The 23,406-nt window shown below is 63.1% G+C and carries 27 protein-coding genes; 13 read left to right on the top strand and 14 right to left on the bottom strand.

What is annotated here, in order from left to right:
- Positions 1-490: 490 nt before the first annotated feature.
- Together C4K39_RS07170 and C4K39_RS07165 are read left to right on the top strand one after the other, a co-directional pair.
- Entirely contained in the window at positions 491-778 is a 288-nt protein-coding gene (locus C4K39_RS07170; protein WP_124345976.1) for a hypothetical protein, read from the top strand.
- Between the two features lie 165 nt (positions 779-943).
- Positions 944-1,318 carry a hypothetical protein gene (locus C4K39_RS07165; RefSeq protein ID WP_068584289.1) on the top strand — a complete coding sequence of 125 codons (375 nt, stop codon included), beginning with the start codon at positions 944-946 and terminating at the stop codon, positions 1,316-1,318.
- Positions 1,319-1,372: 54 nt separating this feature from the next.
- On the opposite strand, the gene C4K39_RS07160 is transcribed toward C4K39_RS07165, so the two are convergent.
- Positions 1,373-1,924, bottom strand: a complete 552-nt coding sequence (locus C4K39_RS07160; RefSeq protein WP_124345975.1) for a GNAT family N-acetyltransferase — start codon at positions 1,922-1,924, stop codon at positions 1,373-1,375.
- A 231-nt stretch (positions 1,925-2,155) separates the two neighbouring features.
- On the opposite strand from C4K39_RS07160, the gene C4K39_RS07155 reads away from it, so the two are divergent.
- A complete protein-coding gene (locus C4K39_RS07155) occupies positions 2,156-4,315 on the top strand; it encodes a TonB-dependent receptor (RefSeq protein ID WP_124345974.1) in 2,160 nt (719 codons plus the stop codon).
- 138 nt (positions 4,316-4,453) lie between these two features.
- On the opposite strand, the gene C4K39_RS07150 is transcribed toward C4K39_RS07155, so the two are convergent.
- Both C4K39_RS07150 and C4K39_RS31485 read right to left on the bottom strand, forming a co-directional pair.
- Complete coding sequence (locus tag C4K39_RS07150; RefSeq protein ID WP_068584283.1) at positions 4,454-6,025, bottom strand: APC family permease; 1,572 nt, start codon at positions 6,023-6,025, stop codon at positions 4,454-4,456.
- Between the two features lie 121 nt (positions 6,026-6,146).
- Entirely contained in the window at positions 6,147-6,296 is a 150-nt protein-coding gene (locus C4K39_RS31485; RefSeq protein WP_164487267.1) for a hypothetical protein, read from the bottom strand.
- Between the two features lie 317 nt (positions 6,297-6,613).
- On the opposite strand from C4K39_RS31485, the gene C4K39_RS07145 reads away from it, so the two are divergent.
- From C4K39_RS07145 to C4K39_RS07125, 5 genes are all read left to right on the top strand, one after another.
- Entirely contained in the window at positions 6,614-7,546 is a 933-nt protein-coding gene (locus C4K39_RS07145; protein WP_124345973.1) for a 4-hydroxyproline epimerase, read from the top strand.
- Entirely contained in the window at positions 7,543-8,664 is a 1,122-nt protein-coding gene (locus C4K39_RS07140; RefSeq protein ID WP_124345972.1) for an NAD(P)/FAD-dependent oxidoreductase, read from the top strand. Before C4K39_RS07145 ends, C4K39_RS07140 begins: the two co-directional genes overlap by 4 nt.
- Positions 8,661-8,894: a (2Fe-2S)-binding protein gene (locus C4K39_RS07135; protein WP_068584276.1), complete on the top strand. Its 234-nt coding sequence runs from the start codon at positions 8,661-8,663 to the stop codon at positions 8,892-8,894. The genes C4K39_RS07140 and C4K39_RS07135 overlap by 4 nt, the downstream gene beginning before the upstream one ends.
- Complete coding sequence (locus C4K39_RS07130; protein ID WP_124345971.1) at positions 8,891-10,159, top strand: NAD(P)/FAD-dependent oxidoreductase; 1,269 nt, start codon at positions 8,891-8,893, stop codon at positions 10,157-10,159. The genes C4K39_RS07135 and C4K39_RS07130 overlap by 4 nt, the downstream gene beginning before the upstream one ends.
- A gap of 75 nt (positions 10,160-10,234) precedes the next feature.
- The gene (locus C4K39_RS07125; protein ID WP_124345970.1) at positions 10,235-11,011 is read left to right on the top strand and encodes an AraC family transcriptional regulator; all 777 of its coding nucleotides are present in this window, start codon (positions 10,235-10,237) and stop codon (positions 11,009-11,011) included.
- Between the two features lie 9 nt (positions 11,012-11,020).
- Here C4K39_RS07125 and C4K39_RS07120 read toward each other — a convergent pair whose 3' ends face one another.
- The 7 genes from C4K39_RS07120 to C4K39_RS07090 all read right to left on the bottom strand — a co-directional run bounded on the left by C4K39_RS07120 (position 11,021) and on the right by C4K39_RS07090 (position 16,737).
- A complete protein-coding gene (locus C4K39_RS07120; protein ID WP_124345969.1) occupies positions 11,021-11,794 on the bottom strand; it encodes a GNAT family N-acetyltransferase in 774 nt (257 codons plus the stop codon).
- 172 nt (positions 11,795-11,966) lie between these two features.
- Positions 11,967-12,491, bottom strand: a complete 525-nt coding sequence (locus C4K39_RS07115; RefSeq protein ID WP_124345968.1) for a DUF4142 domain-containing protein — start codon at positions 12,489-12,491, stop codon at positions 11,967-11,969.
- Positions 12,492-12,614: 123 nt separating this feature from the next.
- Positions 12,615-13,964 carry a sensor domain-containing protein gene (locus tag C4K39_RS07110; protein ID WP_068582196.1) on the bottom strand — a complete coding sequence of 450 codons (1,350 nt, stop codon included), beginning with the start codon at positions 13,962-13,964 and terminating at the stop codon, positions 12,615-12,617.
- A 109-nt stretch (positions 13,965-14,073) separates the two neighbouring features.
- Positions 14,074-14,712, bottom strand: coding sequence for a LysE family translocator (locus C4K39_RS07105; RefSeq protein WP_068582191.1), 639 nt, complete (start codon positions 14,710-14,712; stop codon positions 14,074-14,076).
- Between the two features lie 101 nt (positions 14,713-14,813).
- Positions 14,814-15,257, bottom strand: coding sequence for a fosfomycin resistance glutathione transferase (gene fos, locus C4K39_RS07100; protein WP_068582188.1), 444 nt, complete (start codon positions 15,255-15,257; stop codon positions 14,814-14,816).
- 3 nt (positions 15,258-15,260) lie between these two features.
- Positions 15,261-15,986, bottom strand: a complete 726-nt coding sequence (locus C4K39_RS07095) for a PA3715 family protein (RefSeq protein ID WP_124345967.1) — start codon at positions 15,984-15,986, stop codon at positions 15,261-15,263.
- Positions 15,987-15,996: 10 nt separating this feature from the next.
- A complete protein-coding gene (locus tag C4K39_RS07090; protein ID WP_124345966.1) occupies positions 15,997-16,737 on the bottom strand; it encodes a PA3715 family protein in 741 nt (246 codons plus the stop codon).
- 196 nt (positions 16,738-16,933) lie between these two features.
- Between C4K39_RS07090 and C4K39_RS07085 the strand changes: the two genes are divergently transcribed.
- Positions 16,934-17,173 carry a CopG family ribbon-helix-helix protein gene (locus C4K39_RS07085; protein WP_068582179.1) on the top strand — a complete coding sequence of 80 codons (240 nt, stop codon included), beginning with the start codon at positions 16,934-16,936 and terminating at the stop codon, positions 17,171-17,173.
- Positions 17,163-17,447 (top strand): type II toxin-antitoxin system RelE/ParE family toxin, encoded by a 285-nt coding sequence (locus C4K39_RS07080; protein WP_068582176.1) that lies wholly within the window; start codon positions 17,163-17,165, stop codon positions 17,445-17,447. The genes C4K39_RS07085 and C4K39_RS07080 overlap by 11 nt, the downstream gene beginning before the upstream one ends.
- A gap of 43 nt (positions 17,448-17,490) precedes the next feature.
- Here C4K39_RS07080 and yiaY read toward each other — a convergent pair whose 3' ends face one another.
- On the bottom strand, positions 17,491-18,639 hold the full coding sequence (gene yiaY / locus C4K39_RS07075) for an L-threonine dehydrogenase (RefSeq protein WP_124345965.1): 1,149 nt from the start codon (positions 18,637-18,639) through the stop codon (positions 17,491-17,493).
- A 157-nt stretch (positions 18,640-18,796) separates the two neighbouring features.
- Here yiaY and C4K39_RS07070 point away from each other — a divergent pair, with 157 nt between their 5' ends.
- Positions 18,797-19,816, top strand: a complete 1,020-nt coding sequence (locus C4K39_RS07070; RefSeq protein ID WP_068582209.1) for a DUF4917 family protein — start codon at positions 18,797-18,799, stop codon at positions 19,814-19,816.
- A gap of 63 nt (positions 19,817-19,879) precedes the next feature.
- Here the strand turns inward: C4K39_RS07070 and C4K39_RS07065 are convergent, their stop codons facing one another.
- On the bottom strand, positions 19,880-20,422 hold the full coding sequence (locus tag C4K39_RS07065; protein WP_124345964.1) for a helix-turn-helix domain-containing protein: 543 nt from the start codon (positions 20,420-20,422) through the stop codon (positions 19,880-19,882).
- Positions 20,423-20,583: 161 nt separating this feature from the next.
- Here C4K39_RS07065 and C4K39_RS07060 point away from each other — a divergent pair, with 161 nt between their 5' ends.
- Together C4K39_RS07060 and C4K39_RS07055 are read left to right on the top strand one after the other, a co-directional pair.
- Entirely contained in the window at positions 20,584-21,366 is a 783-nt protein-coding gene (locus C4K39_RS07060) for an aldolase (protein ID WP_124345963.1), read from the top strand.
- A 33-nt stretch (positions 21,367-21,399) separates the two neighbouring features.
- Positions 21,400-22,287 carry a dihydrodipicolinate synthase family protein gene (locus C4K39_RS07055; RefSeq protein WP_124345962.1) on the top strand — a complete coding sequence of 296 codons (888 nt, stop codon included), beginning with the start codon at positions 21,400-21,402 and terminating at the stop codon, positions 22,285-22,287.
- 67 nt (positions 22,288-22,354) lie between these two features.
- Here the strand turns inward: C4K39_RS07055 and C4K39_RS07050 are convergent, their stop codons facing one another.
- Positions 22,355-22,858 (bottom strand): hypothetical protein, encoded by a 504-nt coding sequence (locus C4K39_RS07050; RefSeq protein WP_124345961.1) that lies wholly within the window; start codon positions 22,856-22,858, stop codon positions 22,355-22,357.
- A gap of 174 nt (positions 22,859-23,032) precedes the next feature.
- Positions 23,033-23,371 carry a YegP family protein gene (locus C4K39_RS07045; RefSeq protein WP_068582157.1) on the bottom strand — a complete coding sequence of 113 codons (339 nt, stop codon included), beginning with the start codon at positions 23,369-23,371 and terminating at the stop codon, positions 23,033-23,035.
- Positions 23,372-23,406: the final 35 nt, after the last annotated feature.

The raw sequence follows: 23,406 nt of genomic DNA, 5'->3' as shown, positions 1-23,406 counted from the left end.
TCTGACAGCATGCCGCAGTGACTGATACTTGCCAATTCCATCCGTCGGACGAACGGTAATCTGGAGAGAGTGTTCCCCACCGAGGTAATGGCCGGGCCAGAGCCTTCCGTTAGCACAGGTAGCAGATATGCCGGGGGTTCATGCTCCGCAAAGCCGGAGCCCGGCAACAGGACCAAACTCATTGACCGGCCATTTGCGGGCACAAAAAAAGCGATCCCAAGATCGCTTTCTCTGTTATTGCGTACTGCTGTTGCTGCATGGGAAGGTCGGGGCCGTAGCCCCGACCTCACTGCCCCCTTGTCCACCCGGCTCCTGCCGAGTGCGTGAACGTTGTAACAGCCCGCTCCTGTCTGTTGGCTGAACCTGTCCCGGGCAAACGTCACAATTCATGACAGCCATACCTCTTAACAGGTACTTGCCAAGCGCCTCCAATCCCGGAACCATGCGCCCCCCGGTGCCGTTGGCGCCTCATCCATGGAAGGAGCCGCACGTGAAAAAACTCATCCTCCTGTTGGTTATCGGCCTGCTGGTCGAGCTCAATATCGGCTACTACACCGAATTGGAAGAAGCTGAAACCCACACCCGCTGGTTCCTCAAGCATTCGCCGAGCCTGCAACTGGAGTTCTTCAATATCCACGCCAACGACGGCGATTACCGGCGCGTGGAGAAGCTCACCGCCGAAGAACGGCAGATGATCATCGACTACTGCAAATATCGCCTTGGCATCGACACCCAGGTCACCACCCAGGCCGATGTGGCGCGGTGCGCCAAACTCTGACTCTCTGCCTTGCGCCCTGCCCAGCCAGCCATCATCTGCGGGCGAACCTGCGCCCTGATGTCGTTGGGAATGGTATGGTGGCCGGCTGCCCTGCATGCAGGGTCAATCGGAGGAGCAATACACCAAGCGCCTGGTCGCAAGGTTCGAGGAGGTCATTGAAGAGCTATGTGCAACGCCGAAGATATCTACACCGCAGGTTGGGTACTGGTGGTCATGTCCGCACTGGTGTCCCTGGCGATCCAGGTCTACCTGGGTTACTTCAGGCTCGACGACATGGTCGGGCATCTATCCCGCTGCCGGGCCATCGCCATTCGCCTGCCCCTGCTGGGCAAGGACCCACTTAGCCGCTTCTTCATGCTGCTGTGCATCGGCGCCATGTTCGCCATGCCCCACTTGTTCCTGCGTAACGGCGGCTTGAACGCGCGGGACTATCGAAACTTCCCCCTGGGCCTGAAGTGGTCGATCAATCTGTTCCAACTCTCGGCCTTGGTCGCCTGCATCGCGTTCCTGGTGCTGTGGTGGGTCGGCCGCCACCTCTGATCCCAAGCGTTCAACATCACGTGGCGCCAAGCAATGGCGCCACGCCTGCCAGTCTCAGGCACGCGACAATCCAGCGCTGGCCTGCTGCCGAAGAAAATCCTCGCGGGTCATCTCGAAGAAACGGCTGGGCAGGCCTTCGAAGTCAGCGTCGTGGGAAACCCGAAAGCCAATCTTGCGGGCCACTGCCAACGAGGCAAGGTTGTCCACATGTGCATCGGCCACCAGCCGCTCGACCTGCGGATCGGCGAACGCGTGCTCGACGATCCGTCGGGCCGCCTCGGAAGCGAAGCCCCGCCCCCAGGCTCGTTGCACCAGGCGCCAGCCCATCTCCAACTCGGGCCCTACGGCATCGAAGGGGATGAACGAGACCCAGCCCAGCAACTCGTCAGGCGCCTGCCTGGCGAAGATCGCCCAATAACCGCACCGCTCACCAAAGTCCTGGGAAATCCGCGCCTGCAGGAAACCCCGGTGCCACTGCCCGCCGTCCCACTCACCGGGTATGAAACGCGTGACTTGCGGGTCCTGGTCCATGCGAAGGCAGGCCTCGAAATGCTCGAAGGTGCGCGGTCGCAGCAACAGGTTGGCGGTTTCGAAGTGCAAGTCCATGGCAGGTCTCCTTGTTCGGACGGTATCGACGAAGGCGTAATCTGGGGCAAAAGAACATCGCCCGCAACAACCTCAGAATCCCGGATGCGCAGCCAACAACCCCAAGTTTGGCTGACGACCAGCCTATCGATCCGAATACATTTTTAGACATGATTGTTCGGATAGATCCGATTGAATGACACAAATTCGCATATGAGAATTACTTCCAAATAAACCGGAGGTCATATCTCAATGTCCAGCACTACCCGTCCACATTCTTGGAAGTTGTGGCCCACATCCCTTGGCTTGCTGGCCCTCAGTGAAGCCAGCCTGGGTGCTACCTCGGAACACCCCGAAGCGCCATCCGGCAGCGCTGCCGTCACCCTCGGCACCACCCAGGTCAAGGGGCAGCACCAGCCCGGTTACAAGCGTGAGGCCTCCGACTCGGTGAAATTCACAGCCCCGCTGAGAGAAACCCCGAAGTCGGTCACCATCATCACCGAATCCCTGATGCAGGAGCGTGCGGTATCGACCCTGGCAGACGCCCTGCGCACCACTCCTGGCATCACCTTCGGCGCTGGCGAAGGTGGCACACCATTGGGCGATCGCCCGTTCATTCGCGGTTTCGAAGCCAGCACCGACATCATGATCGATGGTATTCGCGATGTAGGGCGCATGACCCACGAAGCCTTCAACGTCGAACAGATCGAGGTCGTCAAGGGACCAGGCTCAGCCTATTCCGGCCGCGGCTCCACGGGTGGCAGCATCAACCTGATCAGCAAGGCCCCGAAGCAGGAATCCTTCGCCTCCGGCAGCCTGACCCTGGGGACCGATCAACTTCGCCGTAGCACCCTCGACGTCAACCAGTACCTGCCCGAACAGAACATGGCCCTGCGCCTGAACGCGATGAAGCACGAAGCCGACACGCCCGGGCGCGACGATGTCGAAGTCACCCGCTGGGGCCTGGCCCCGAGCGTCTCCTTCGGCCTGAACACCGATACCCGCGGTACGCTGAGCTACTACCACATGCAGAGCGACGACATTCCCGACCAGGGGCATCCGGTGTCGGCCATCACTGGCAAGCCGGCCAAGGTCGACAGGGATAACTTCTACGGTTTTGCCAAGCGCGACTTCCGCAAGACCTCCTCCGACATCGCCACCCTGCAGCTGGAACATGACGTCAATGAACACCTGACCCTGCGCAATACCACCCGCCAGGGGCGCAGCATGCAGGACTACATCATGAGTCGGCCGACCTTCGGCTCCATCGACAATGAGCTGGCCGGCGTGGTGATGCGTGGCCCCGCACGTGGACGCAACGTGGTCAACACCTCGCTGATCAACCAGACCGACATCTTCGGTACCTTCGACACCGGTCCCATCGGCCACAGCTACAGCGCCGGCCTGGAGTTCTCCCGTGAACGGATCGATGTGAAGAACCGCTACGCCCCCCGTGGTTCCGATCCAGGCAGCCTGCACGCCCCCAACCCACGTGATGCCCATGCCCCGGTAGCACGAGGTAATGGCAGTCACGACGTCACCCGGCACAACAACCGCGCCCTGTATGTGATGGACACCCTGGCCCTGCACGAGCAGTGGGACCTGAACCTGGGAACGCGCTTCGACAACTACCACGTCCGGGACGCTGCCCAGAGCAACCGCAGCAATATCTGGACCTACCAGGCCGGCCTCGTTTTCAAGCCCCTGCCCTACGCCAGCCTCTATCTGTCCTACGGCACCTCGTTCAACCCATCTGGGGAAACAGCCGGGCAATCCGGCGGGGCCGACGGCGCGGCCGGCGGCCGCTTGAGCAACCTGGATCCGGAAAAGAGCCGCAGCATCGAACTGGGTACCAAGTGGGACCTGCTCGATGAACGCCTGGCCCTGACGGCCGCGGTGTTCAAGACCGAAAAGTCCAATGCGCGGACCTACGACCCGCTCAGCAATGAGGTGACCCTGGACGGCAACGTCGAGGTCAAGGGTTTTGAAGTGGGAGCCACTGGCCATCTCACGGACCAGTGGGAAGTGATGGCAGGCTACACCTACCTGGACGCCAAGACGGTCAAGTACGCCTCAGGCAAGAACACCAACTTCGACGGCAACCGCGCCAAGTTCATCGCTCCCAACAGCGGCTCGGTGTGGACCACCTACAGCTTCGCCGAACGCTGGAAGGCCGGTGCCGGCGCCAACTATGTAGACAAGCGCTACACCGACGATGCCAATACCCGGAGCCTGGATTCCTACTGGCGCTACGACGCCATGCTGGCCTACCGGGTGAACAAGAACCTCGACCTGCAGCTCAACCTGCTGAACCTCACCGACGAGACCTACTACGACGCCTCCCACGTCGGCATGTTCGCCATCGTCGCCCCTGGCCGTTCAGCCGAACTGGCAGCCAACGTGCGCTTCTGATACCCCGGATACCAGCCGGCCCCACGATCTTCGTGGGGCCGGCTGGTCAGCTATGGGTCCAGGGATTCCGACCAGCCGCCTTGAGCAGGTCCTCTGTGCTCAAGACCGCAAGCCGTCATCGATTGAAAGAGACGGCGCTCACTCTTCTTCGTCGCCATCCAGCGCCAGCTTGGCACTGGGAACGCCGGTATTGGCTCCCCAGTAGTAGATACACAGTGCCATCAGGGTGACGGTCAAGGTATCGAACGGATGCGCCAGGACGCCGATCCCGCCAAAGCTGCCCAGGTAGGAAATGACGATGGTCAGCGCGTAGAAAGCGATCAGCCACGACGACGAACGTACCTGCTCACCCAGGCTCAGGTGATCGGTGGGTACCAGGCGCTTGCACAGCAGGTAAATCACGAACATCAGGATCTGCAGCCCCAGCAGCCAGGACACGGTGCTCCAACCTGACCAATAGACGATCAGCGCAGCGATCACGAACGACAACGGCCCCAGCACGGCGAACGCCCTGACCCGAAACGGTCGCGCCAGATCAGGGGCGCTCTTGCGCAAGGCGGCGACGCTCACTGGCGCGACGGCATAGCTCAATACCAACGCGGCCGAGACCACATTGATCAGGGCTTCCCAGGACGGGAACGGCAATGTCCAGAATACCGACAGGCCGAAGGTCAGCCACAGCGCCGGACGTGGGATACCCGACTGCTCGTCGATACGGGTGAATATCTTGAAGAAGGTGCCGGTCCGGGCCCAGCCGTAGACCACTCGCGGCGTGGCGTTCATGTAGATATTGCCGCAACCGCTGGGGGAGATCACCGCGTCGGCCACCACCAGGTAGGCCAGCCAGCCCACCCCGAGGGTCAGGGCGATATCACGGTACGGCAGCGAGAACTCCTTGCTGATACCGCTCCAGCCATTGGCCAGCATTTCCGTGGGGATGCTGCCCAGGAATGCCAGTTGCAGCAAGCCGTAGATCAAGGTCGAGAGCAGCACCGAGAGGATCAGCGCAATGGGAATCGTCCGCTGGGGGTTACGTACCTCGCTGGCCACGGAGATGATCGGGGTCAGCCCCAGGTAGGCAAAGATGATGCCGCCCGCCGAGACCGCCATCTCGATCCCCGACAGGCCGAATGGGGCGAAACCCTGGACATGGAAGTTGTCGGGCTTGAAGAAGGTGAACAGGACGCCGATCACCAGCAACGGCACCACGAACTTGAACAGGCTGATGAAGTTGTTGGATTTGGCGAAGGTCTTGACGCTGTAGTAGTTGAGCCAGAAGAACAGGCACAGCAACGCGAACTGTACCAACCAGCCTATGATCGTCGGGTCGCTGCTGCCTTCATGGGTCAAGCTGGGAAACCAGGCCGCTGCGTATTGCCGGGCCGCCACTACCTCGATCGCCACCAGGCTGGAAAAGGCGATCAAGGTGATAAACCCCATCAAGTACCCCAGCAGCGGGCCATGGGAGAACACCGGATAGCGCACCACGCCACCAGCGCGCGGCAAGGCGGCCCCCAGCTCGCAGTAGACGATGCCCAGCAACAGCACGGCAAAACCGCCCAGCAGCCAGGAAAAGATCCCTGCCGGTCCGGCAATCGCCGAGACATGGCTGGCGGCAAACAGCCAGCCGGAACCGAAGATCGCACCCAACCCGATGAAGGTCAGGTCCACCAGAGAGAGTTGTTTCTTGAATTTACCTTTGCCTGACATGGAGGCGCGCCTTTTTGAGGTTATTGGAATAGGCAGATCGAACGTTGCGCCGGCCGGTTCATCCGGCAGCGGCAGTGCTGTACCCAGCTGTGCGTAGTGGCTTCACAAGCGCGGTAGCGCCTCAGGACAGTGAATCCGCCCGGCCGGGCGCGGCCTCCAGCTGGCAACGCAATACCTTGCGCAAAGCTGACAGGTGATGGGGGCAACCGGTGTCGAACTGAGGGGGCTCGGAGGGCGATGCACCGCTCCGGCGGATGGCTGTACGGCTCATGGTCTTGTCCTTATATGGAGTCGTCCCAGCCGATCAAGGCCGGAAACAAAAACCAGAGTCGCCTTTTCTCCTCGTTGCAGCTTGAGGTTTTTCCTCCTCGAAATAGACGAAATCAGCACACTTTCAAGCCCCGCGCGGAGGAGCAAGCGTTCTCTATTTCGCTAGGCGCCAAGCAAATAGCTGCCTCATCCCGCGTACCTCACGAGAGGCGCCCAACCTTTCGACTATGCTGATTTCGTCATCAAAGCCAGCGAAAACCCACAAGCACCAAGCCCCTGTCTCGCTCACTCTGTAGCTCTTTTCCATCAGGTGCTGCCATGAAAAAAATATCCGTGATCGACTCCCATACCGGCGGCGAACCCACTCGCCTGGTCATCGATGGTTTCCCCGACCTGGGCCGGGGTTCCATGGCCGAGCGCCTGGATATCCTGCGCGATCGGCATGATCAATGGCGCCGCGCCTGCGTTCTCGAACCCCGCGGCAGCGACGTACTGGTGGGAGCCCTGCTCTGCGAGCCGCAGGCGGCCGACGCCTGTGCCGGAGTGATCTTCTTCAACAACAGCGGCTACCTGGGCATGTGCGGCCACGGCACCATCGGCCTGGTCCGCTCGCTGTACCACCTGGGGCGCATCGGCTGTGGCGTGCACCACATCGAAACACCGGTGGGCGCGGTGCAGGCCACCCTGCACGAAGACCTGTCGGTGAGCGTGCGCAACGTCCCCGCCTATCGCTATCGTCGCCAGGTGGGCGTGCAGGTTCCCGGCCTGGGCCTGGTGCACGGTGATATCGCCTGGGGTGGCAACTGGTTCTTCCTCATTAGCGAGCACGGCCAACGCATCGCCCTGGACAACGTCGAAGCCCTGACCCAGTACACCTGGAACGTACGCCAGGCCCTCGAGGCCACCGGGATCACCGGCGCCGAAGGCGCAGTGATCGACCATATCGAGCTGTTCGCCGACGATCCCCAAGCCGACAGCCGCAACTTCGTACTGTGTCCCGGCAAGGCCTACGACCGCTCCCCCTGCGGTACCGGCACCAGCGCCAAGCTGGCCTGCCTGGCAGCCGACGGCAAGCTCGCTCCGGGCCAGACGTGGCGCCAGGCCAGCGTCATCGGCAGCCAGTTCAGCGCCTCCTATGAAACTACCGGTGAGCGCATCATCCCGACCTTGCGTGGCAGCGCGCATATCAGCGCCGAAGCCACCCTGCTACTGGACGACAGCGATCCGTTCGCCTGGGGCATCGGCTCGTGAGCCACGGGGCCGAAGCGGATGTGATCGTGGTCGGCGCCGGGATCATCGGCGCAGCCTGCGCCCATGAGCTGGCGCTGCGCGGATTGCGGGTACTGGTACTGGACGACGCCGTCGGCGGCGCCACCGGGGCGGGCATGGGCCACCTGGTGGTCATGGACGACAACCCCGCCGAGCTGGCCTTGAGTCATTACTCCATAGAACTCTGGCGACAGTTCCAGAAGCGCCTGCCGACAGCCTGCGCCTATCGCAATTGCGGCACGTTGTGGCTGGCCGCCGATAGCGCGGAAATGGACCTGGCACGGGCCAAGCAGCGCACTCTGGCCGAGCACGGCGTGGCCACCCAGCTACTGGATGCAACGCATCTGGCGAAGCTGGAACCCATGCTGCGCAAGGGGCTGGGTGGTGCCTTGAAGATTCCTGGCGACGGCATTCTCTACGCACCCGCCACGGCCCAATGGCTGCTGGAAAGTCACCCTTCGATCAGCCGCCGGCGCGGCCATGTACGACATGTCGCCCAAGATCGGCTGGAACTCGATGACGGCCAGCTGTTGCACGCCCCAAGGATCCTGGTGGCCAACGGCTTCGGTGCTCGCCAACTGCTACCGACCCTGCCCCTGCGCCCGAAAAAAGGCCACCTGCTGATTACCGATCGCTATCCGCGTCAGGTTAATCATCAATTGGTGGAGCTGGGGTACGCCGCCAGCGCCCACGCCAGCAATGGCACCTCCGTGGCCTTCAACGTCCAGCCACGCCCAACCGGCCAGTTGCTGATCGGCTCGTCCCGCCAGTTCGACACCCTCGATCCACAGGTCGATCCCGAAGTGCTGGCACCGATGCTGCGCCGGGCCGTGGGCTACCTGCCGGAACTGGCGCAACTCAACGGTATTCGAAGCTGGACCGGTTTTCGCTCGGCGACCCCGGATGGCCTGCCGATCCTCGGCGAACATCCGCAACAGCCAGGTTTGTGGCTGGCAGTCGGACATGAAGGACTGGGGGTGACCACCGCCCCCGCCAGTGCACGGTTGCTGGCTGACCTGATGTGCGACCGGCCCCCAGCGATCGACCCTCGTCCCTACCTCCCCGGGCGCTTTACCTCCCTGACTGGAGTCACCCCATGATCATCTACCTGGACCAGCAGGCCGTGCTGGTACGCCCTGGCATCAGCGTTGCCGCTGCCTTGGCCGTCAGCGGCAACTCACGCACCCGGCTCTCTTGTACCGGAAGTCCCAGGGCAGCGTTCTGCGGCATGGGAATCTGCCAGGAATGCCGGATGACCATCGACGGGCGCCGCCAACTGGCCTGCCAGACCCTGTGCCGCGACGGCATGCAGGTGGAGCGCAGTCAATGACGAACCCTCACCTGCAATGCCAGGTCCTGATCGTCGGCAGTGGCCCCGCGGGGCTGGCCGCCGCCCGGGCCGCCAGCCACAACGCCCGTTCGATCCTGATGATCGACGATAATCCGCGCCCTGGCGGGCAGATCTGGCGCAACGGCCCGAACCATCCGCCGACACCCGCTCAGGCCGAATACTTCCAGATCCTGCAACATCCATCGGTACGCTACCTCAGTGGCACCCGCATCATCTGTGCACTGGGGCCCGACAGCCTGCTCCTGGAGGACGCCGAGCAAGCCTGGCAGGTGCAGTACGAGCGGCTGATCCTGTGTTGCGGCGCCCAGGAGTTGCTGCTGCCTTTTCCCGGCTGGACCTTGCCAGGCGTCACCGGCGCCGGCGGCTTGCAAGCCCTGTTGAAGAACGGCCTGCCAATGGCCGGCCAGTCCGTGGTGATCGCCGGTAGCGGCCCCCTGCTGCTGGCCAGTGCCGCCACCGCACGCCAGGCCGGGGCTCGGGTGAAGCGAGTACTGGAGCAAGCCTCGGCAAGTGCCTTGCTCGGGTTCGCCAGCCAGCTGTGGCGCTGGCCGAACAAACTGGCCCAGGCCCTGCACCTGAGCACCACGGCCTATCGTTGCAACGCCCATGTGGTCGAGGCACTGGGCGAACGGCGCCTGGAAGCCGTCCGCATCCGCCAGGGCCGACGCATCCGGGAAATCTCCTGCGACTACCTGGCATGTGGCTTCGGCCTGGTACCCAACACGCGTCTTGCCAGCCACCTGGGCTGCCGCCTGGAACAAGGTGCCATTGCCGTGGACTCGGAGCAGCGCAGTAGCCTGCCCCTGGTCTACGCCGCGGGAGAATGCACGGGTATCGGCGGCAGTGAGCTGGCCCTGGTCGAAGGGGAAATCGCCGGCTACGCCGCCACCGGCCAGGCCGGTCGAGCCGCCGCATTGAACGCCCAGCGGCAGCACTGGCAGCGGTTTGCCGGTCAACTGCGGAAACACTTCGCCCTGCAGCCGCAGATACTGGAATTGGCCCAGCCTGATACGCTGCTGTGCCGCTGCGAAGACGTACCCTACGCCGCCGTGGCAGCAGCCCCCGACTGGCCTACCGCGAAGCTGCAAAGCCGCTGTGGCATGGGGGCTTGCCAGGGCCGGGTCTGTGCCAGTGCCGCCCAGCAGCTGTTCGGCTGGAGCATCCCGGCGCCACGGGCGCCACTGGTGCCGGCCCGGATTGCCAGCCTGCTGCTCGATGACGCGCAACCAGCCTGCGACCCCTGAATGGGCGCACGGGGAAATACCCCGGCCAGTTCATGCCGCATCCGACCCGCCAAGCACCCAGGAGAGAGGCCGACGATGATCGATAGCGCACAACTGCACCATCTGCCCCGGGCCATGGCCGCCCAGCGCCCCCGGGACATCGACAGCCTGCTGGCCAACCTGGCCCTGGTCATGCCCCTGCTGGACGGCATTCCCAGCGCCGTGTTCTTCGTCAAGGACCTGCAGGCCCGCTACCTGATTGCCAACCTGACCCTGGCCCAACGCTGTGGCTTCAAGAACATCCGCCCGTTGCTGGGCAAGACCTCCGCCGAGGTCTTCCCCGAAATGCTCGGGCCCGTCTATACCGAGCAGGATCGGCGCGTGCTGCTCCAGGGCATCACTATCAAGGGCCAGCTGGAATTGCACCTGTATGGCAGCCGCGAACCAGGCTGGTGCCTGACCCACAAGCTGCCACTGCACGGAAGCAGTGGCGAGATCATCGGCATGGCCGGCATATCCCTTGACTTGCAAGCCGCTCGCGACACCCACCCGGCCTACGAACGCCTGGCAGCGGTGGATCGGCACATTCGCGAGCACTACAACGAGGCCATCCGCCTGGAGGACCTGACCCGCATCGCCAACCTGTCCATCGCCCAGCTGGAGCGCTACTGCAAGCGCATCTTCCACCTGACGCCACGGCAGATGATTCACAAGGCCCGCCTGGAAAACGCCTCGCGCCTCCTGATCACCGAGGAACCGATCACCGAGGTGGCGCTGCAGTGCGGCTACACCGACCACAGCGCCTTCAGCCGACAGTTCAAGGCCCTGACCGGAGTCAGCCCGCGCCAGTTCCGACTTAATGCCGGTCGCTAGCGGCGCGAGTCACTCCTGGCAGAAGGTGCGGTAGTCGAACAGGCGCTTGAAGCCGACCTTGCGATAGATCGACAGGCCGTCCAGAGACGCCTCCAGGACGCAAGTCCCGGCCCCCTGGGCCTTGGCGAAAGCCAGCACATGGTGGATGAGCGCCGTGGCGTGACCGCGCCCCTGGCACTGTTGCAAGGTACCGATGTCGTCCAGGCGCGCCACTGCGGGCCCCAGGGAGAGGGTCAAGGCGCTCACCGGACGTTGATCGACATACAGGGTGAAATGGCGCAATGCCCTACCGGACTGCAACGCGGCCCGGTGCCGGGCCAGGTACTGTTCGATCCCCCCTGCGCCGGACTCGAATGCGCTCTCCACCGGCAGCCCCCAGTCTTCAAGGCAATCATCGGTGCAACGGATATCCATCCGTTGCGCCGATACCTGTGGCGCTTCATAGGCCTCGAGGTCGAGGACCATGCAAGTGGTTCGGTCTGCCGGCAGTAGCTGTTGCTGGCGTAACGGTTCGCTGACATGAGCTACATGAGCCTCGGGTACCACGACGCAAAACGGCATGCCGGTCAGTTGCAGGAAGGCCACGCCTTCGGCCAGCTGGGCAGCGCTGTGCGGGCCCTGGTTCTTCATGATCAGCAAGTTCAGGCTGCTGGCCTCGACCCCGGTGCAATAGGCACTCAGGTCCGCTCCGAAGCGACGATAGAACTGGGAGATGGATACGAAGAAATAGTCCTCCGCACGGTGATACAGGTCGCAGACCGAATCCCCGGCCGTACTCGTCATGTGCTGTCTCCTTGAGCCTCGCGGCGCCCTGGCGGCACCGGGTCCTGGTCACGTTAAGCCCGCAACCGCCAAGGCTCCAGCACAATCCTGTTTTATTCTGCGAAGGAATGTTCTCAGGTGTAACCATCAGGGCAACCACCCGCCCGGTACCTGCCCTGAAGCCCGCTGTTCGTCACCCCTCCAGGTGATCGGACAGGCGTCCGGCCTGTAGTGCCTTGGCCATCTGCAGGTGATTTTTCAGCTTGGGCAAGGTTTCCTCGGCAAAGGCCTTGAGCTCAGGCAGCTCGCTGGCCTGGGCCTGCTGGCGGATCTGCCGGATCGCCTGCTCGGTACTCTTGATCTGGTTCGTCGCGTAGGCCCGGTCGACGTCCTCGCCTTCGGCGACGGTAGGAATCAGGCGCCTGGCCTGGTCCATCAATTGCTCGCGTGGAGCGATCGGCAAATCCAGTTGCTTGGCGATCCTGGCCAGGTGCTGGTTGGCGGTGGTGCGGTCATTGATGACCTGGATGGTGTATTCCTTGACCGCCCTGGAAGAGGTTTGCTGGTGCGCCTGGCGACTGGCCTCGATGTCGGCCATGCCTTGGGCCGATGCGTCATCGATGAAGGCCACAGGGGATTGGGCCAGGGCACTGTTGGCACACAGGCCCAGGAGCAGCGCCAGGCCGGCGCTGCGCATCACAGTGGCAATGGCGTTCATGGGGAGTTCTCCTGTTGCAGATGAATCGGTCGTGAACGAAAACGTTCGTCTGCATAGGGAAAAGCCCAAGCCATAAAGGTTTAGCTTGCACGACGAACGGCGCCCGGGACGGTGCTCGTTCGATCAGGCGTTGGAACGGCTCTTGTGGGCGCGCTTGACGGCATACATGGCCTCGTCGGCATGCTTGAACAGTTGCTTTTCCTCCAGGCCATGCTCGGGATACAGGCCAATGCCGATGCTCGGCAGGATGTGCAGCGAATGGCCGTCCAGGCGCAGCGGTTCACCCAGCGCACCGCGGATCTTGTCCGCCACCCGCTGGGCATCGTCGCTGTGCTGCACGCTCTCCAGCAGGATCACGAATTCATCGCCGCCAATCCGAGCCACGGTATCGGTCTCCCTGATACAGGCCTTGAGGCGGGTGGCCACGGCTTGCAACAGCATGTCGCCCACCGCATGCCCGCAGGTATCGTTGACCTCCTTGAACCTGTCCAGATCGACATACAACAAGGCCATGCGCCCGGCTTCACGCCGGGCACGGGCCAGGGCCGACCTGAGGCGCTCCCTCAGCAGCTCGCGGTTAGGCAGGTGAGTCAGCTGGTCATACTCGGCCATGTAGTGCAGCCGGGCATGCAACTGCTTGCGCTCGATGGCCGCGGCCAGCTGGGCGCTGACGTACTGCAGCAGTTCCTGGTCCTGCTCGCCGTAGCCCTGGGTACCCGGAGCACTCTTGACCATGAGCACGCCGATGGTGCCCTTCTGTGCGTTGAGCGGCACGCCAAGCCAGCACCGCGGCCCCTGGATCGCCGCAAATTCGTCCCAGATGCTTCGGGTCGGCGAGCACTCGGGCGCCAGCAGCAAGGGCTGGCCGCGGAGCAGCACCTCGTGGCAAAAGCGCCCGATCAATGTCCCCGGCAGTTCCGGGCTGCGCTCGCAATCATCCACATGGTAGGGAAAGCTCAAGCCGGCGCAACGCTCGTCATACAGCGCCAGGGAGCAGTTCAATGCCGGCAGCCACTCGCCGATGATCCGGTGCACGTGCTTGAACAGCACCAGCAGGTCCTCGGTGGCGTGGGCAGCTTCGGAGATCGCATACAGTGCCGCCTGCTTGGATTCGGCTCGCTTGCGCTCGGTGATATCCCGGGCCACGGCGATGCGCAACTGGTCCACTTCCGACCACCGCGCGGACCAGAGGATATGCGCCACCCGCCCGTCCTTGCGCAGGTAGCGGTTCTCGAAATTGGGCTTGGGCACGCCACCCATGATTTCCCGGGCGGCTTGCAAGGTGCGCTCGCGATCGTCCGGATGCACCAGCTCGATCATCATTCGGCCGATCAGTTCATCGGCCGTATAACCGAACACACGCTCGCAAGCCGCACTGACGAATACGAAGCGACCCTCGGCATCCACCGCACATACGGCGTCCAGGAGCAGGTCGATGAAACTGGCCAAAGGCGCGGAGTTTTTGGTTGCCATCAGAGAAAGTTACTACCCATGGAAAATGCACTGAGTACCCATCCCTTGAGCCCGATCAGCCGATGCCTGGCACCGGCTGCGCTGCGTCGCAACCTGCGAACGGCCTTGCCTACGATTTGTTGCCGACCAGCCCGGGCACCGCATGCACCAGGGCATTGACCGCAAAGCCGATGAACATCACGCCACACACCCGGGTGATCGCCAGTTCGTGACGCTGATACCAGCCGCGCACCTGGCGAGCCCCGACAATGCCGATGAGAATAGCGTATGCCGCAAGACCGCCAAGGAAACTCAAGGCAATCAGGCCGGGGAGCATCGACCAACTGAGCATCTCGGCCCGGCTGGAAAGCAGCGCAGTGAAGGTCGCCACCGCCACCGGATAAGCCTTGGGATTGGTCAGGCCGAAGAGGATGCCGTGCCAGAACGGATTACGAGCCGCCCCCTGGGGATCATCGGCGCTGCCACCCTTGCTGCGAATGGCTCGCAGACCGAGCCAGAACAGATACAGGCCACTGAGGAAGCCCAGGATATTGAAGGCTTCGCTGCCGATTTCCCGGGCACCGACAATGGCCACCAGGGCCGTGCTGCACCAGACCACATCACCGACCATATGCCCGCAGAGAAACCCCGCCCCGGCTTGCCGTCCACGAGCCGCGCCAATGCCGAATACCGCCAGCACCCCGGGTCCGGGGGTGATCGCATAAATGAAACCCGAGGTGATAACGGCCAGCAACAGCGATGAGGTCATCGACAAGACTCCAAGTCAGTGCACCTCGCGAAGGGCGCCAGGTACAGGATGAATGTGCAGGATTCTGCACGATCCCGGGCCCCGACCACCAGCGGCTTTGTTCAACTGTCGAACACGGCACTGCTCTTCTGGTCGGCGGGATAGAAACGCATGCCGGCATAGGGCCGCTGGCGGCAGGCCCGCAACCGCGAGGCCAGGTCGCCGACATGGGCTTCGAGCCGGTGCCCGTCCGGATCGAGAAAATAGAACGAAGCGCCCTCGCTGCGATTGTCGCGCCACTCCCTTACCCCGGCTTCACGCATACGCAGGACGAAGGAATCGAAATCGCCAGCCTCCAGGCTGAAGGCATAGTGAGTGTAGTCGGCCACCGCCGGCACCTGGCGTTGCGCATCCAGCGACAGGCACAACCACAGCCCTGGCAGCGACAGGTAGGCGCCGCCATCCCAACTGGCCTCCAGGCGCAGTTGCAGCAGCGAATGATAGAAGGCCAGGCTGCGGGGCAAATCGGTGACCGCCAGGGTCAGGTGGTTGAGGCCAGTCAGCATGGATCAGGATCCTTTCAAGGCGTCGGGAATCGGATAACGCACACCGTCGTAGTGCAACGTCAGGGTACTGTCGCGGGCAGGCAGGTCGCGACTGTCGCAACCGTCGCGGCCCTTGAAGTGCTCAGTCTTGATTTCTCGGGTGCGCACGATCAGGTCGGCGTAGCCATGACGCTGGCCAGGGCCCATCTGCAAGGTCCGGTGCATTGTCCGGGAACGCCCCGAGCACTGCCCTTCCCAACCGAACTCACCGGAGCGCTCATCCACCACCAGCCCTTCCAGCAAGGGCAGGATTTCCTTGTCCTCATGCCGGTAGAGAGTCAGCACGGATTTCTCGTAGGGAGCGGCGCTGGAGTCGTGGCTGTAAAGAACCCGCAGGCCAAAGGCCTGCTCCGCCTGGTTCAAGCGATAACGCGCGGTATCGATCTGCAGGCCCTGCACGGCCACGGCATCGCTGAACAGTGCCGAATCCTTGTAGTTGCTGGCCACCGCCCAACCGGAGTCACCATCCACCAGGGCCACATCCAGGCTGTAGCGGCGAGTGTCGCCATCCCCAGGCCCGGGCATCGGGGTCGCCCGGGCACTGATGCTCATCCCAGGCTGCGCAGGCCAGGCCTTGCAAACATGCAACTGCCCAGGAACATCGACGCGGTCATCACAGTCGGCCCGGGCCGCCGTGACCACCAACAAACCCAATAACGCTAGCCCAGGGCCAACTCCACAGCGCTTCATCGACACGCCTTCAAATCCCGTTCAGTTCATTGGGCAACACATAGCGCTGGCCATCGTAATGCAGGGTGGTCAACACAGGCTTGCTGGTGACGGAACGGGACTGGCACTGCTCGCCCTGGCCTTCGCCGAGGGTGGTGACGCTCACCGAGCGCACGATCAGGTCGGCATAACCGTGGCTGCCGGTCTTGGCGATATCCAGGGTACGGGTGGTCTCGACCCGCTGTCCGGTGCATTGCCCATCCCACTCGCCGCTGTAGGAATAGGCCACGAACTTCTCCATCACTGGACGCAGCCTGGTGCCTTCGCGCACATAGAGACTGAGCAGCACCTGATCGAACGGATTGACCCGCGAAGAGCCGGAGAATGCCGCCCTGACGCCAAAGGCACGCACCTGCGGGGCCAGCTGGAAGCGCCCGGTGTCGAGCTTCAGGCTGTCCAGGTGGATGGCGTCGGAGACGAAGGCCGCCGGCTGCCGGTAGCTGGCCAGCGCCTGTCCGTCCTGGCGATCCAGCACCGCCAGTTGCAGATCGTAGGAGCCGTCACCGGAGGCATCGGCCACCGCCGGATCCGGCGTCAGTTCGGCCAGTAGGCTGATGCTCTGGTCAGCGAAGGCCGGCCACTCCTTGCACAGGGAAAACCCCGGCACCTGGGCATTGCGTGGTGGCGGCAGGCACTGGGCAGCGACCGCGGCGCTGCCCAACAGCAACCCAATGCCACCCAGGACCTGGATCAGGGACGATGGACGGATCATTCACGGCTCCTTGTGATGAGGGCAGACAAGGGCCGCACTATCCTCCGTGGAACCGCCGCTTTCAATGCAATCAGTGAAGGAAATCACCCATCCTGGCATGGACCGATCACCACTCCAGGCCTGACGAACGGCGACCTCGCAACCACGACATGACGGAGTAGTATGTTGTATTACACATCACTACAACGAGAACGCTATGTCCATCATGTCCCTGCGCCTGCCCGACGAAATGGCTGAAACCCTTGCTCTGCTGGCGAAAGCGACAGGGCGTAGCAAGTCGTTCCTGGCGGTGGATGCGTTGCGTGAATACCTCGCCCGGGAAGCCTGGCAGATCGAGGAGATCCAAAAGGCGCTCGGGGAAGCTGATGCGGGGGATTTCGCCAGCGCGGAGGAAGTAGCGGCCATCACGGGTAAATGGACCGGCAATGCACATTGAGTGGCTGCGAACAGCCCTGAAAAACCTGGATGACGAGGCGCGTTACATTGCCCAGGACAATCCTGAAGCCGCCAGGGAGTTCGTGCAGACCCTGCTCACTGGCATCGGGCATTTGGCCCGTTTTCCGGCCAGCGGGCGCGAAGGTCGGCTACCCGGTACCCGAGAATGGGTCGTGCCTGGATGGCCTTATCTGATTCCCTATCGAGTGCGCGGTAGTCGGTTGCAGATACTGCGCATCTTCCACACTCGCCGCCAGCCTCCGCAGCGCTGGTAGACCCCTGCAACGGCAGGGGCCCAATTCGCTCGGCGCTGCCCTTTTAGAAGGCGTTGCGGAAAATCTCCTCGATCTGCCGTTGCTCCGCCGGACGCGGGTTGGTCAGGCCACAGGCATCCTTCAAGGCATTGGCGGCCAGTACCGGAATGTCCTGCAGCTTGGCGCCCAATTCACGCAGGCCAGCGGGGATCTCCACGTCACGAGCCAGGGTACGAATGGCGGTGATCGCGGCCTGGGCCCCCTCCTCCGGGCTGAAGCCACGTATGTCCGCGCCCAGGGCATGGGCCACATCGGTCAGGCGCTCGGCGCAGACACTGGCGTTGAAACTCTGTACATGGGGCAGCAGCACGGCATTGCATACACCGTGCGGCAAATCGTAGAAGCCGCCCAACTGGTGAGCCATGGCATGCACGAAGCCCAGGGAGGCGTTGTTGAACGCCATCCCGGCGAGGAACTGGGCATAGGCCATGTTTTCCCGCGCCACCAGGTCACCGCCGTCATGCACCGCCTGGCGCAGGTTGTGGCTGATCATGCCGATGGCCTTGAGCGCGCAGGCATCGGTGATCGGGTTGGCCGCCGTGGACACATAGGCTTCCACCGCGTGGGTCAGGGCATCCATGCCGGTGGCGGCGGTCAGCCCCTTGGGCATGGCAACCATCAGCGCCGGATCGTTGACCGACAACAGCGGTGTGACATTGCGATCGACGATGGCCATTTTCACGTGGCGCGATTCGTCGGTGATGATGCAGAAACGGGTCATCTCGCTGGCGGTGCCAGCAGTGGTGTTGATGGCGATCAGGGGCAACTGTGGCTTGGCCGAGCGATCGACTCCTTCGTAGTCGCTGATCTGTCCGCCGTTGGTGGCGCACAGGGCGATACCCTTGGCGCAGTCATGGGGCGAACCGCCCCCCAGGGAGACCACGCAATCGCACTGCGACTCGCGCAACAGCGCCAGCCCCTGCTCGACGTTGGCGATGCTCGGATTGGGCTTGGCGCCGTCGAAGATCACCGAGTCGATGTCCTGCATGGCCAGCTTCTCGGCGATCATTCCGGCCACGCCGGCATTGGCCAGCCCGGCATCGGTCACGATCAGCGCCTTGCCAAAACCATAGTTGCGGATGGCGCTCATGGCTTCGTCGAGGCAATCGATGCCCATGATGTTGACGGCTGGAATGAAGAAGGTGCTGCTCATCAGGAAATCTCCAGGCGGGGGGCCCTTTCAGGGTGTCGATTCAATGTCTGTCGAACAGAATCGACCGATCGGTCACTGGCGTTCTTGATCTGGCGCAAGGGTCGGTCGTGATAAAGTCTGCGCCCGCCTACCTTCTGCCTTGAGACCGATGACCGCGATGATGGATTTCCAGGAATTTGACGCCGAACTTGAAGACTGGAATGCCCTGCGCGCAAGCACCGGGTTTACCGGCCTGCTGATCGGCAACGGCGCCAGCCGGGCGGTATGGGAAGACTTCGCCTATGAGTCGTTGTTCGAAAATGCCCGCAGCGTTGAGGACAAACCCCTTGGCCAGTCCGAACTCAGCGTGTTCGATGCCCTGCAGACCCGCAGTTTCGAGCAAGTGCTGGGCGCGCTGAAGACCACCAGCCGGGTCAACAAGGCCCTGGCCGTCAGCTCGGCGGCACCGCGCAATCGCTACTACGCCATCAAGGAAGCGCTGATCAACACCGTGCACGCCATGCACATTCCCTGGCGCCTGGTGCAGCCACAAAGCCTGGCAGCGATCAACCACGAGCTGCGGCAATACCCCACGGTGTTCACCAGCAACTACGACCTGCTCAACTACTGGGCCGTGCAGCATGATCCCCAAGGGCTCAGCGACCTGTTCCAGGGCGCCGACCCGGCCTTCGAGCTGGGCTGCGCCGATGCCAGCGCAACCCGCATCCTGTACCTGCACGGTGGCCTGCACCTGGTACGCAACCTCGATGGCAGCGCACGCAAGCTGACCTCCACCGAAGGCACCCTGCTGGGCAGTTTCGCCATCAACAACACCCTCAAGACCCTGGACGACGTGCCATTGTTCGTCAGCGAGGGCCCCCTGGCGGACAAGCTCAAGACCATCCGCAGCAGCGACTACTTGTCGTTCTGCTACCAGCAGCTATTGGACCACCAGGGCGCCCTGTGCCTCTTCGGCCACAACCTCGGTCCCCAGGATGCCCACCTGGTCCAGGCGATCCGCCAGTGCGGCGCCGGCACCCTGGCCATCTCCATCTACCCACGCAGCCCGGCGTTCATCCAGCACCAGAAACGCCACTACGCCAAGCTGTTCGACGGCCTGGAACTGGACCTGCGATTCTTCGACTCCAGGACCCACGCCCTGGGCAAACCGGCGCTGGCAGTCCCGGTAGAGCGCTGAGCCAATCGACCACAAACGCCCCGTGTAGCCGCTGCCGCAGGCTGCGCACGAGCGCGTAGCGCATCACTCCTCGGCGCTGTGCACCACCACCAGCAACTGCGCCTGCTCGTCCCCCAGGGAGCGGATGCGGTGGGGTTTTTGCGCGTTGAAATGCAGCGCATCGCCACGCTCGAGCACCACCCGTTCGTTCATGAAATCCACTTCCACCCGACCTTCATGGACGAACAGGAACTCCTCCCCCAGGTGCTCCTTGAAGGTCTTGTCGCTGAACTCCCGGGCCGGGTAGATGATGAACGGCAGCAGGTTGCGCTCGCTGACCTGATGGGCCAGCACCGCATAGCCCGGGGCCTGGTCGTTGGCCGCCAGCGACTGGCGTTCGTGACTGCGCACCAGGCTGTAGCTATCGAGACTGACGCTGTCCTCGGCGAACAATTCCTCGACCTTGACGTTCAAGGCCTTGGCCAGCTTCAGCGCCGCCGATATCGACGGAGTGTTCAGCCCCCGCTCGACCTTGGACAGGTAGCTCTTGGTCATGCCGGATTTCTCGGCCAGGGCCTCCAGGGTCACGCCAAGTTTTTTTCTCAATAATTTCAAACAGATAGACATGTAGAACGATTAACCCATCTAGGAAACAACGATTGGCGCTTGCCAATGACACAAAGTGTCATATAGCCTCTTTAGTGTCATTAGCGCTCACCCAACGACCTCGCAAGCAGCGGGTGAGCTGCAGACCCGACGTCCATCGCACCGATCAAAGGACCCCGAAAATGGCCAAGACATTAGCACTGCCCAAAGAGCAACTGGTCAAGCAAGCCCTGACCCAGATGCACAATACCCTGGCGGATAATACGTGGACCGACCGGCAAAAGCTGGCCCTGACCTGCCGCATCCTGTTCGAACACGGCCACGACTCCGGCCTGGCCGGGCAGATCACCGCCCGCGGCCCGCAACCAGGCACCTACTACACCCAGCAACTGGGCCTGGGCTTCGACGAAATCAGCGCCAGCAACCTGCTGCTGGTCAACGAGGACCTGGAAGTCCTGGAAGGCCACGGCATGCCCAACCCGGCCAACCGTTTCCACAGCTGGGTGTATCGCGCCCGGCCGGATGTGAACTGCATCATCCACACCCACCCGACCCACGTCGCCGCGCTGTCGATGCTCGAAGTGCCGATGCAGGTCTCGCACATGGACCTGTGCCCGCTGTACGAGGACTGTGCGTTTCTCGAAGCCTGGCCGGGTGTGCCGGTGGGCAACGAAGAAGGCGAAATCATCTCCGCGGCCCTGGGCGACAAGCGCGCGATCCTGCTGTCGCACCACGGCCAATTGTCCACCGGCGCCAGCATCGAGGAAGCCTGCGTGATCGCCCAACTGATCGAACGCGCGGCGCGCCTACAATTGCTGGCCATGGCTGCCGGCAGCATCAAGCCGATCCTCCCGGAGCTGGGCCGCGAAGCCCACGACTGGATCTCCAAGCCCAAGCGCCATGGCGCCGCCTTCAACTACTACGCCCGGCAAAACCTAAAACGACACGCCGACTGCCTGAACTGATCCGCCCCTTTCATGCCTTGCAGGAGTTCCACCATGTCCACCCCCAACATTCACGGCATCATCGGCTACACCGTCACCCCCTTCAGTGCCCACGGCGAAGGCCTGGACCTGGAAGCCCTCGGCCGCTCCATCGATCGCATGATCGACGCCGGCGTACACGCTATCGCCCCCTTGGGCAGCACTGGCGAAGGCGCCTACCTGAGCGACGCCGAATGGGAGCAGGTCAGTGAATTCAGCATCCACCACGTGGCCCGCCGGGTGCCAACCATCGTCAGCGTTTCCGACCTGACCACCGCCAAGGCCATCCGCCGCGCGCGCTTTGCCGAAGCCCAGGGCGCTGATGTGGTGATGGTGTTGCCCGCCTCCTACTGGAAGCTCGGCGAGGCCGAGATCCTCGCCCACTACCAGGCTATCGGCGACAGCATCGGCGTGCCGATCATGCTCTACAACAACCCGGCCACCAGCGGCATCGACATGTCCGTGGAGTTGATCCTGAAGATCTTCCACAGCGTGGAAAACGTCACCCTGGTCAAGGAAAGCACCGGCGATATCCAGCGCATGCACAAGCTGCAACTGCTCGGTGAAGGCCAGGTGCCGTTCTACAACGGCTGCAACCCCCTGGCGCTGGAAGCCTTCGCGGCCGGTGCCCGGGGCTGGTGCACTGCGGCGGCGAACCTGATCCCGCAACTCAACCTCGACCTCTACCAGGCAATGCGCGACAACGACCTGGAGCGCGCCCGCACCCTGTTCTACCGGCAATTGCCACTGCTGGAGTTCATCCTCAAGGGCGGCCTGCCAGCCACGGTCAAGGCCGGCCTGGAGCTCACCGGCCTGGCCGCCGGCGAACCGCGCCGGCCGGTGTTCCCCCTGGCCCAGGCCGGACGCCAACAATTGCAGGGGCTGTTGCACCAGCTGGCTTGAGCTGCCGCTCAAAGCACAAGGCCCGAGCGGTGCGAACCGCTCGGGCCTTGTGCCTGGTGCCACGACGCTACTCGCGCCAGCTGGGGTCCTTGCGCATCTGCGCGATGAAGTCGTCGGCGATGCGCTGCAGATGCTCGTTGCGCCCGCCATCGGGGTTGAACAGCCCGCGCCAGGCCTGGGTGCGGTTGTCGATCATGTACTTGGCCAGTGGTCGGTCGCCACGGCTGACATGGAACATCATCTGGCTGTTCCAGCTCACCGGTGCCGGCACGATGAACAGCGTGCAGGCACTGAGCAGGGTCAGGGGCAGGTTGTGCTGGTCTTCGAGATCGCTCTGGGCCAGGACGATGACGTTGTAGCCTTCGGGGTCATGGCCCCTGAGCACGTCGGCAAAGGCCCCGCGCCGGGTCAGCGCCTCGCGCAGCGGCGCGGACGTCAGGTCACCCATGCCACTGACGTAGATCACCGGCAATTCGCGCGCCGGCTCCAACTGCACGGGAGGCAGGCTGTGTTGGGTCTGGCAGCCGCCCAGCGTCAACAACGCGAGCAGCACAATCAACGGACGAAGCATGATGTCGCAGTTCCCTTGGACAATGTTCGAAAGCCTCACCCTGGCTCGACAGGTCGTCGCGGCCGGATGACCCGCGCAGGATAAACCGCTTGGGGCTCATCGACAAAATTCCGCCGTCAGGAAACCGCATCCGCTGCCCTGGCCGCCCCATGGACGACCAGGTCCAGTGGCTGGCTAGGCCGCCGTCAGGTCCTTGATATTGTGGGTCGGGCCATTGTTCTTGACGCTGGCGATACCCTTCTCCCGGGCCGCCTCCGAGGAATACAACTCGCTATTGCCGATGACCTGGTGGTTAGCGGCCTTGAGGTTGAAATAGGGCTTGCCGTCCTTGGCGCTCTTGCGCTCATAGCGCTCGTCCAGCGGGCTGTTGGCCTGGACCGAGGCGATACCGTTTTGCGCCGCCGCGCGGGTGGTGTACAGCTCGCTGGTGAGAATCACCTCGGCATTGGCGGCCTTGAGCACGAAACGAAACTGGCCATTGCTGCTTTTCTTCAACTCATACCATCCGGACATGCTGTCGCTCCTTGGCTGATCGATAGGTGTCACGC

Source organism: Pseudomonas sessilinigenes, from assembly GCF_003850565.1.
Lineage (GTDB): Bacteria > Pseudomonadota > Gammaproteobacteria > Pseudomonadales > Pseudomonadaceae > Aquipseudomonas > Aquipseudomonas sessilinigenes.
This window is presented reverse-complemented; position numbering and strand designations above follow the sequence as displayed.

Coding starts and splice junctions, on each gene's coding strand:
- yiaY (WP_124345965.1), bottom strand. CDS start 18,639: ATGAGCAGCACCTTCTTCATTCCAGCCGTCAACATCATGGGCATCGAT.
- C4K39_RS07115 (WP_124345968.1), bottom strand. CDS start 12,491: ATGAACGCCATTGCCACTGTGATGCGCAGCGCCGGCCTGGCGCTGCTC.
- C4K39_RS07145 (WP_124345973.1), top strand. CDS start 6,614: ATGAAAAAAATATCCGTGATCGACTCCCATACCGGCGGCGAACCCACT.
- C4K39_RS07050 (WP_124345961.1), bottom strand. CDS start 22,858: ATGCTTCGTCCGTTGATTGTGCTGCTCGCGTTGTTGACGCTGGGCGGC.
- C4K39_RS07130 (WP_124345971.1), top strand. CDS start 8,891: ATGACGAACCCTCACCTGCAATGCCAGGTCCTGATCGTCGGCAGTGGC.
- C4K39_RS07110 (WP_068582196.1), bottom strand. CDS start 13,964: ATGGCAACCAAAAACTCCGCGCCTTTGGCCAGTTTCATCGACCTGCTC.
- C4K39_RS07105 (WP_068582191.1), bottom strand. CDS start 14,712: ATGACCTCATCGCTGTTGCTGGCCGTTATCACCTCGGGTTTCATTTAT.
- C4K39_RS07095 (WP_124345967.1), bottom strand. CDS start 15,986: ATGAAGCGCTGTGGAGTTGGCCCTGGGCTAGCGTTATTGGGTTTGTTG.
- C4K39_RS07090 (WP_124345966.1), bottom strand. CDS start 16,737: ATGATCCGTCCATCGTCCCTGATCCAGGTCCTGGGTGGCATTGGGTTG.
- fos (WP_068582188.1), bottom strand. CDS start 15,257: ATGCTGACTGGCCTCAACCACCTGACCCTGGCGGTCACCGATTTGCCC.
- C4K39_RS07045 (WP_068582157.1), bottom strand. CDS start 23,371: ATGTCCGGATGGTATGAGTTGAAGAAAAGCAGCAATGGCCAGTTTCGT.
- C4K39_RS07125 (WP_124345970.1), top strand. CDS start 10,235: ATGATCGATAGCGCACAACTGCACCATCTGCCCCGGGCCATGGCCGCC.
- C4K39_RS07070 (WP_068582209.1), top strand. CDS start 18,797: ATGATGGATTTCCAGGAATTTGACGCCGAACTTGAAGACTGGAATGCC.
- C4K39_RS07060 (WP_124345963.1), top strand. CDS start 20,584: ATGGCCAAGACATTAGCACTGCCCAAAGAGCAACTGGTCAAGCAAGCC.
- C4K39_RS07135 (WP_068584276.1), top strand. CDS start 8,661: ATGATCATCTACCTGGACCAGCAGGCCGTGCTGGTACGCCCTGGCATC.
- C4K39_RS07150 (WP_068584283.1), bottom strand. CDS start 6,025: ATGTCAGGCAAAGGTAAATTCAAGAAACAACTCTCTCTGGTGGACCTG.
- C4K39_RS07085 (WP_068582179.1), top strand. CDS start 16,934: ATGTCCATCATGTCCCTGCGCCTGCCCGACGAAATGGCTGAAACCCTT.
- C4K39_RS07065 (WP_124345964.1), bottom strand. CDS start 20,422: ATGTCTATCTGTTTGAAATTATTGAGAAAAAAACTTGGCGTGACCCTG.
- C4K39_RS07155 (WP_124345974.1), top strand. CDS start 2,156: ATGTCCAGCACTACCCGTCCACATTCTTGGAAGTTGTGGCCCACATCC.
- C4K39_RS07055 (WP_124345962.1), top strand. CDS start 21,400: ATGTCCACCCCCAACATTCACGGCATCATCGGCTACACCGTCACCCCC.
- C4K39_RS07165 (WP_068584289.1), top strand. CDS start 944: ATGTGCAACGCCGAAGATATCTACACCGCAGGTTGGGTACTGGTGGTC.
- C4K39_RS07120 (WP_124345969.1), bottom strand. CDS start 11,794: ATGACGAGTACGGCCGGGGATTCGGTCTGCGACCTGTATCACCGTGCG.
- C4K39_RS07080 (WP_068582176.1), top strand. CDS start 17,163: ATGCACATTGAGTGGCTGCGAACAGCCCTGAAAAACCTGGATGACGAG.
- C4K39_RS07160 (WP_124345975.1), bottom strand. CDS start 1,924: ATGGACTTGCACTTCGAAACCGCCAACCTGTTGCTGCGACCGCGCACC.
- C4K39_RS31485 (WP_164487267.1), bottom strand. CDS start 6,296: ATGAGCCGTACAGCCATCCGCCGGAGCGGTGCATCGCCCTCCGAGCCC.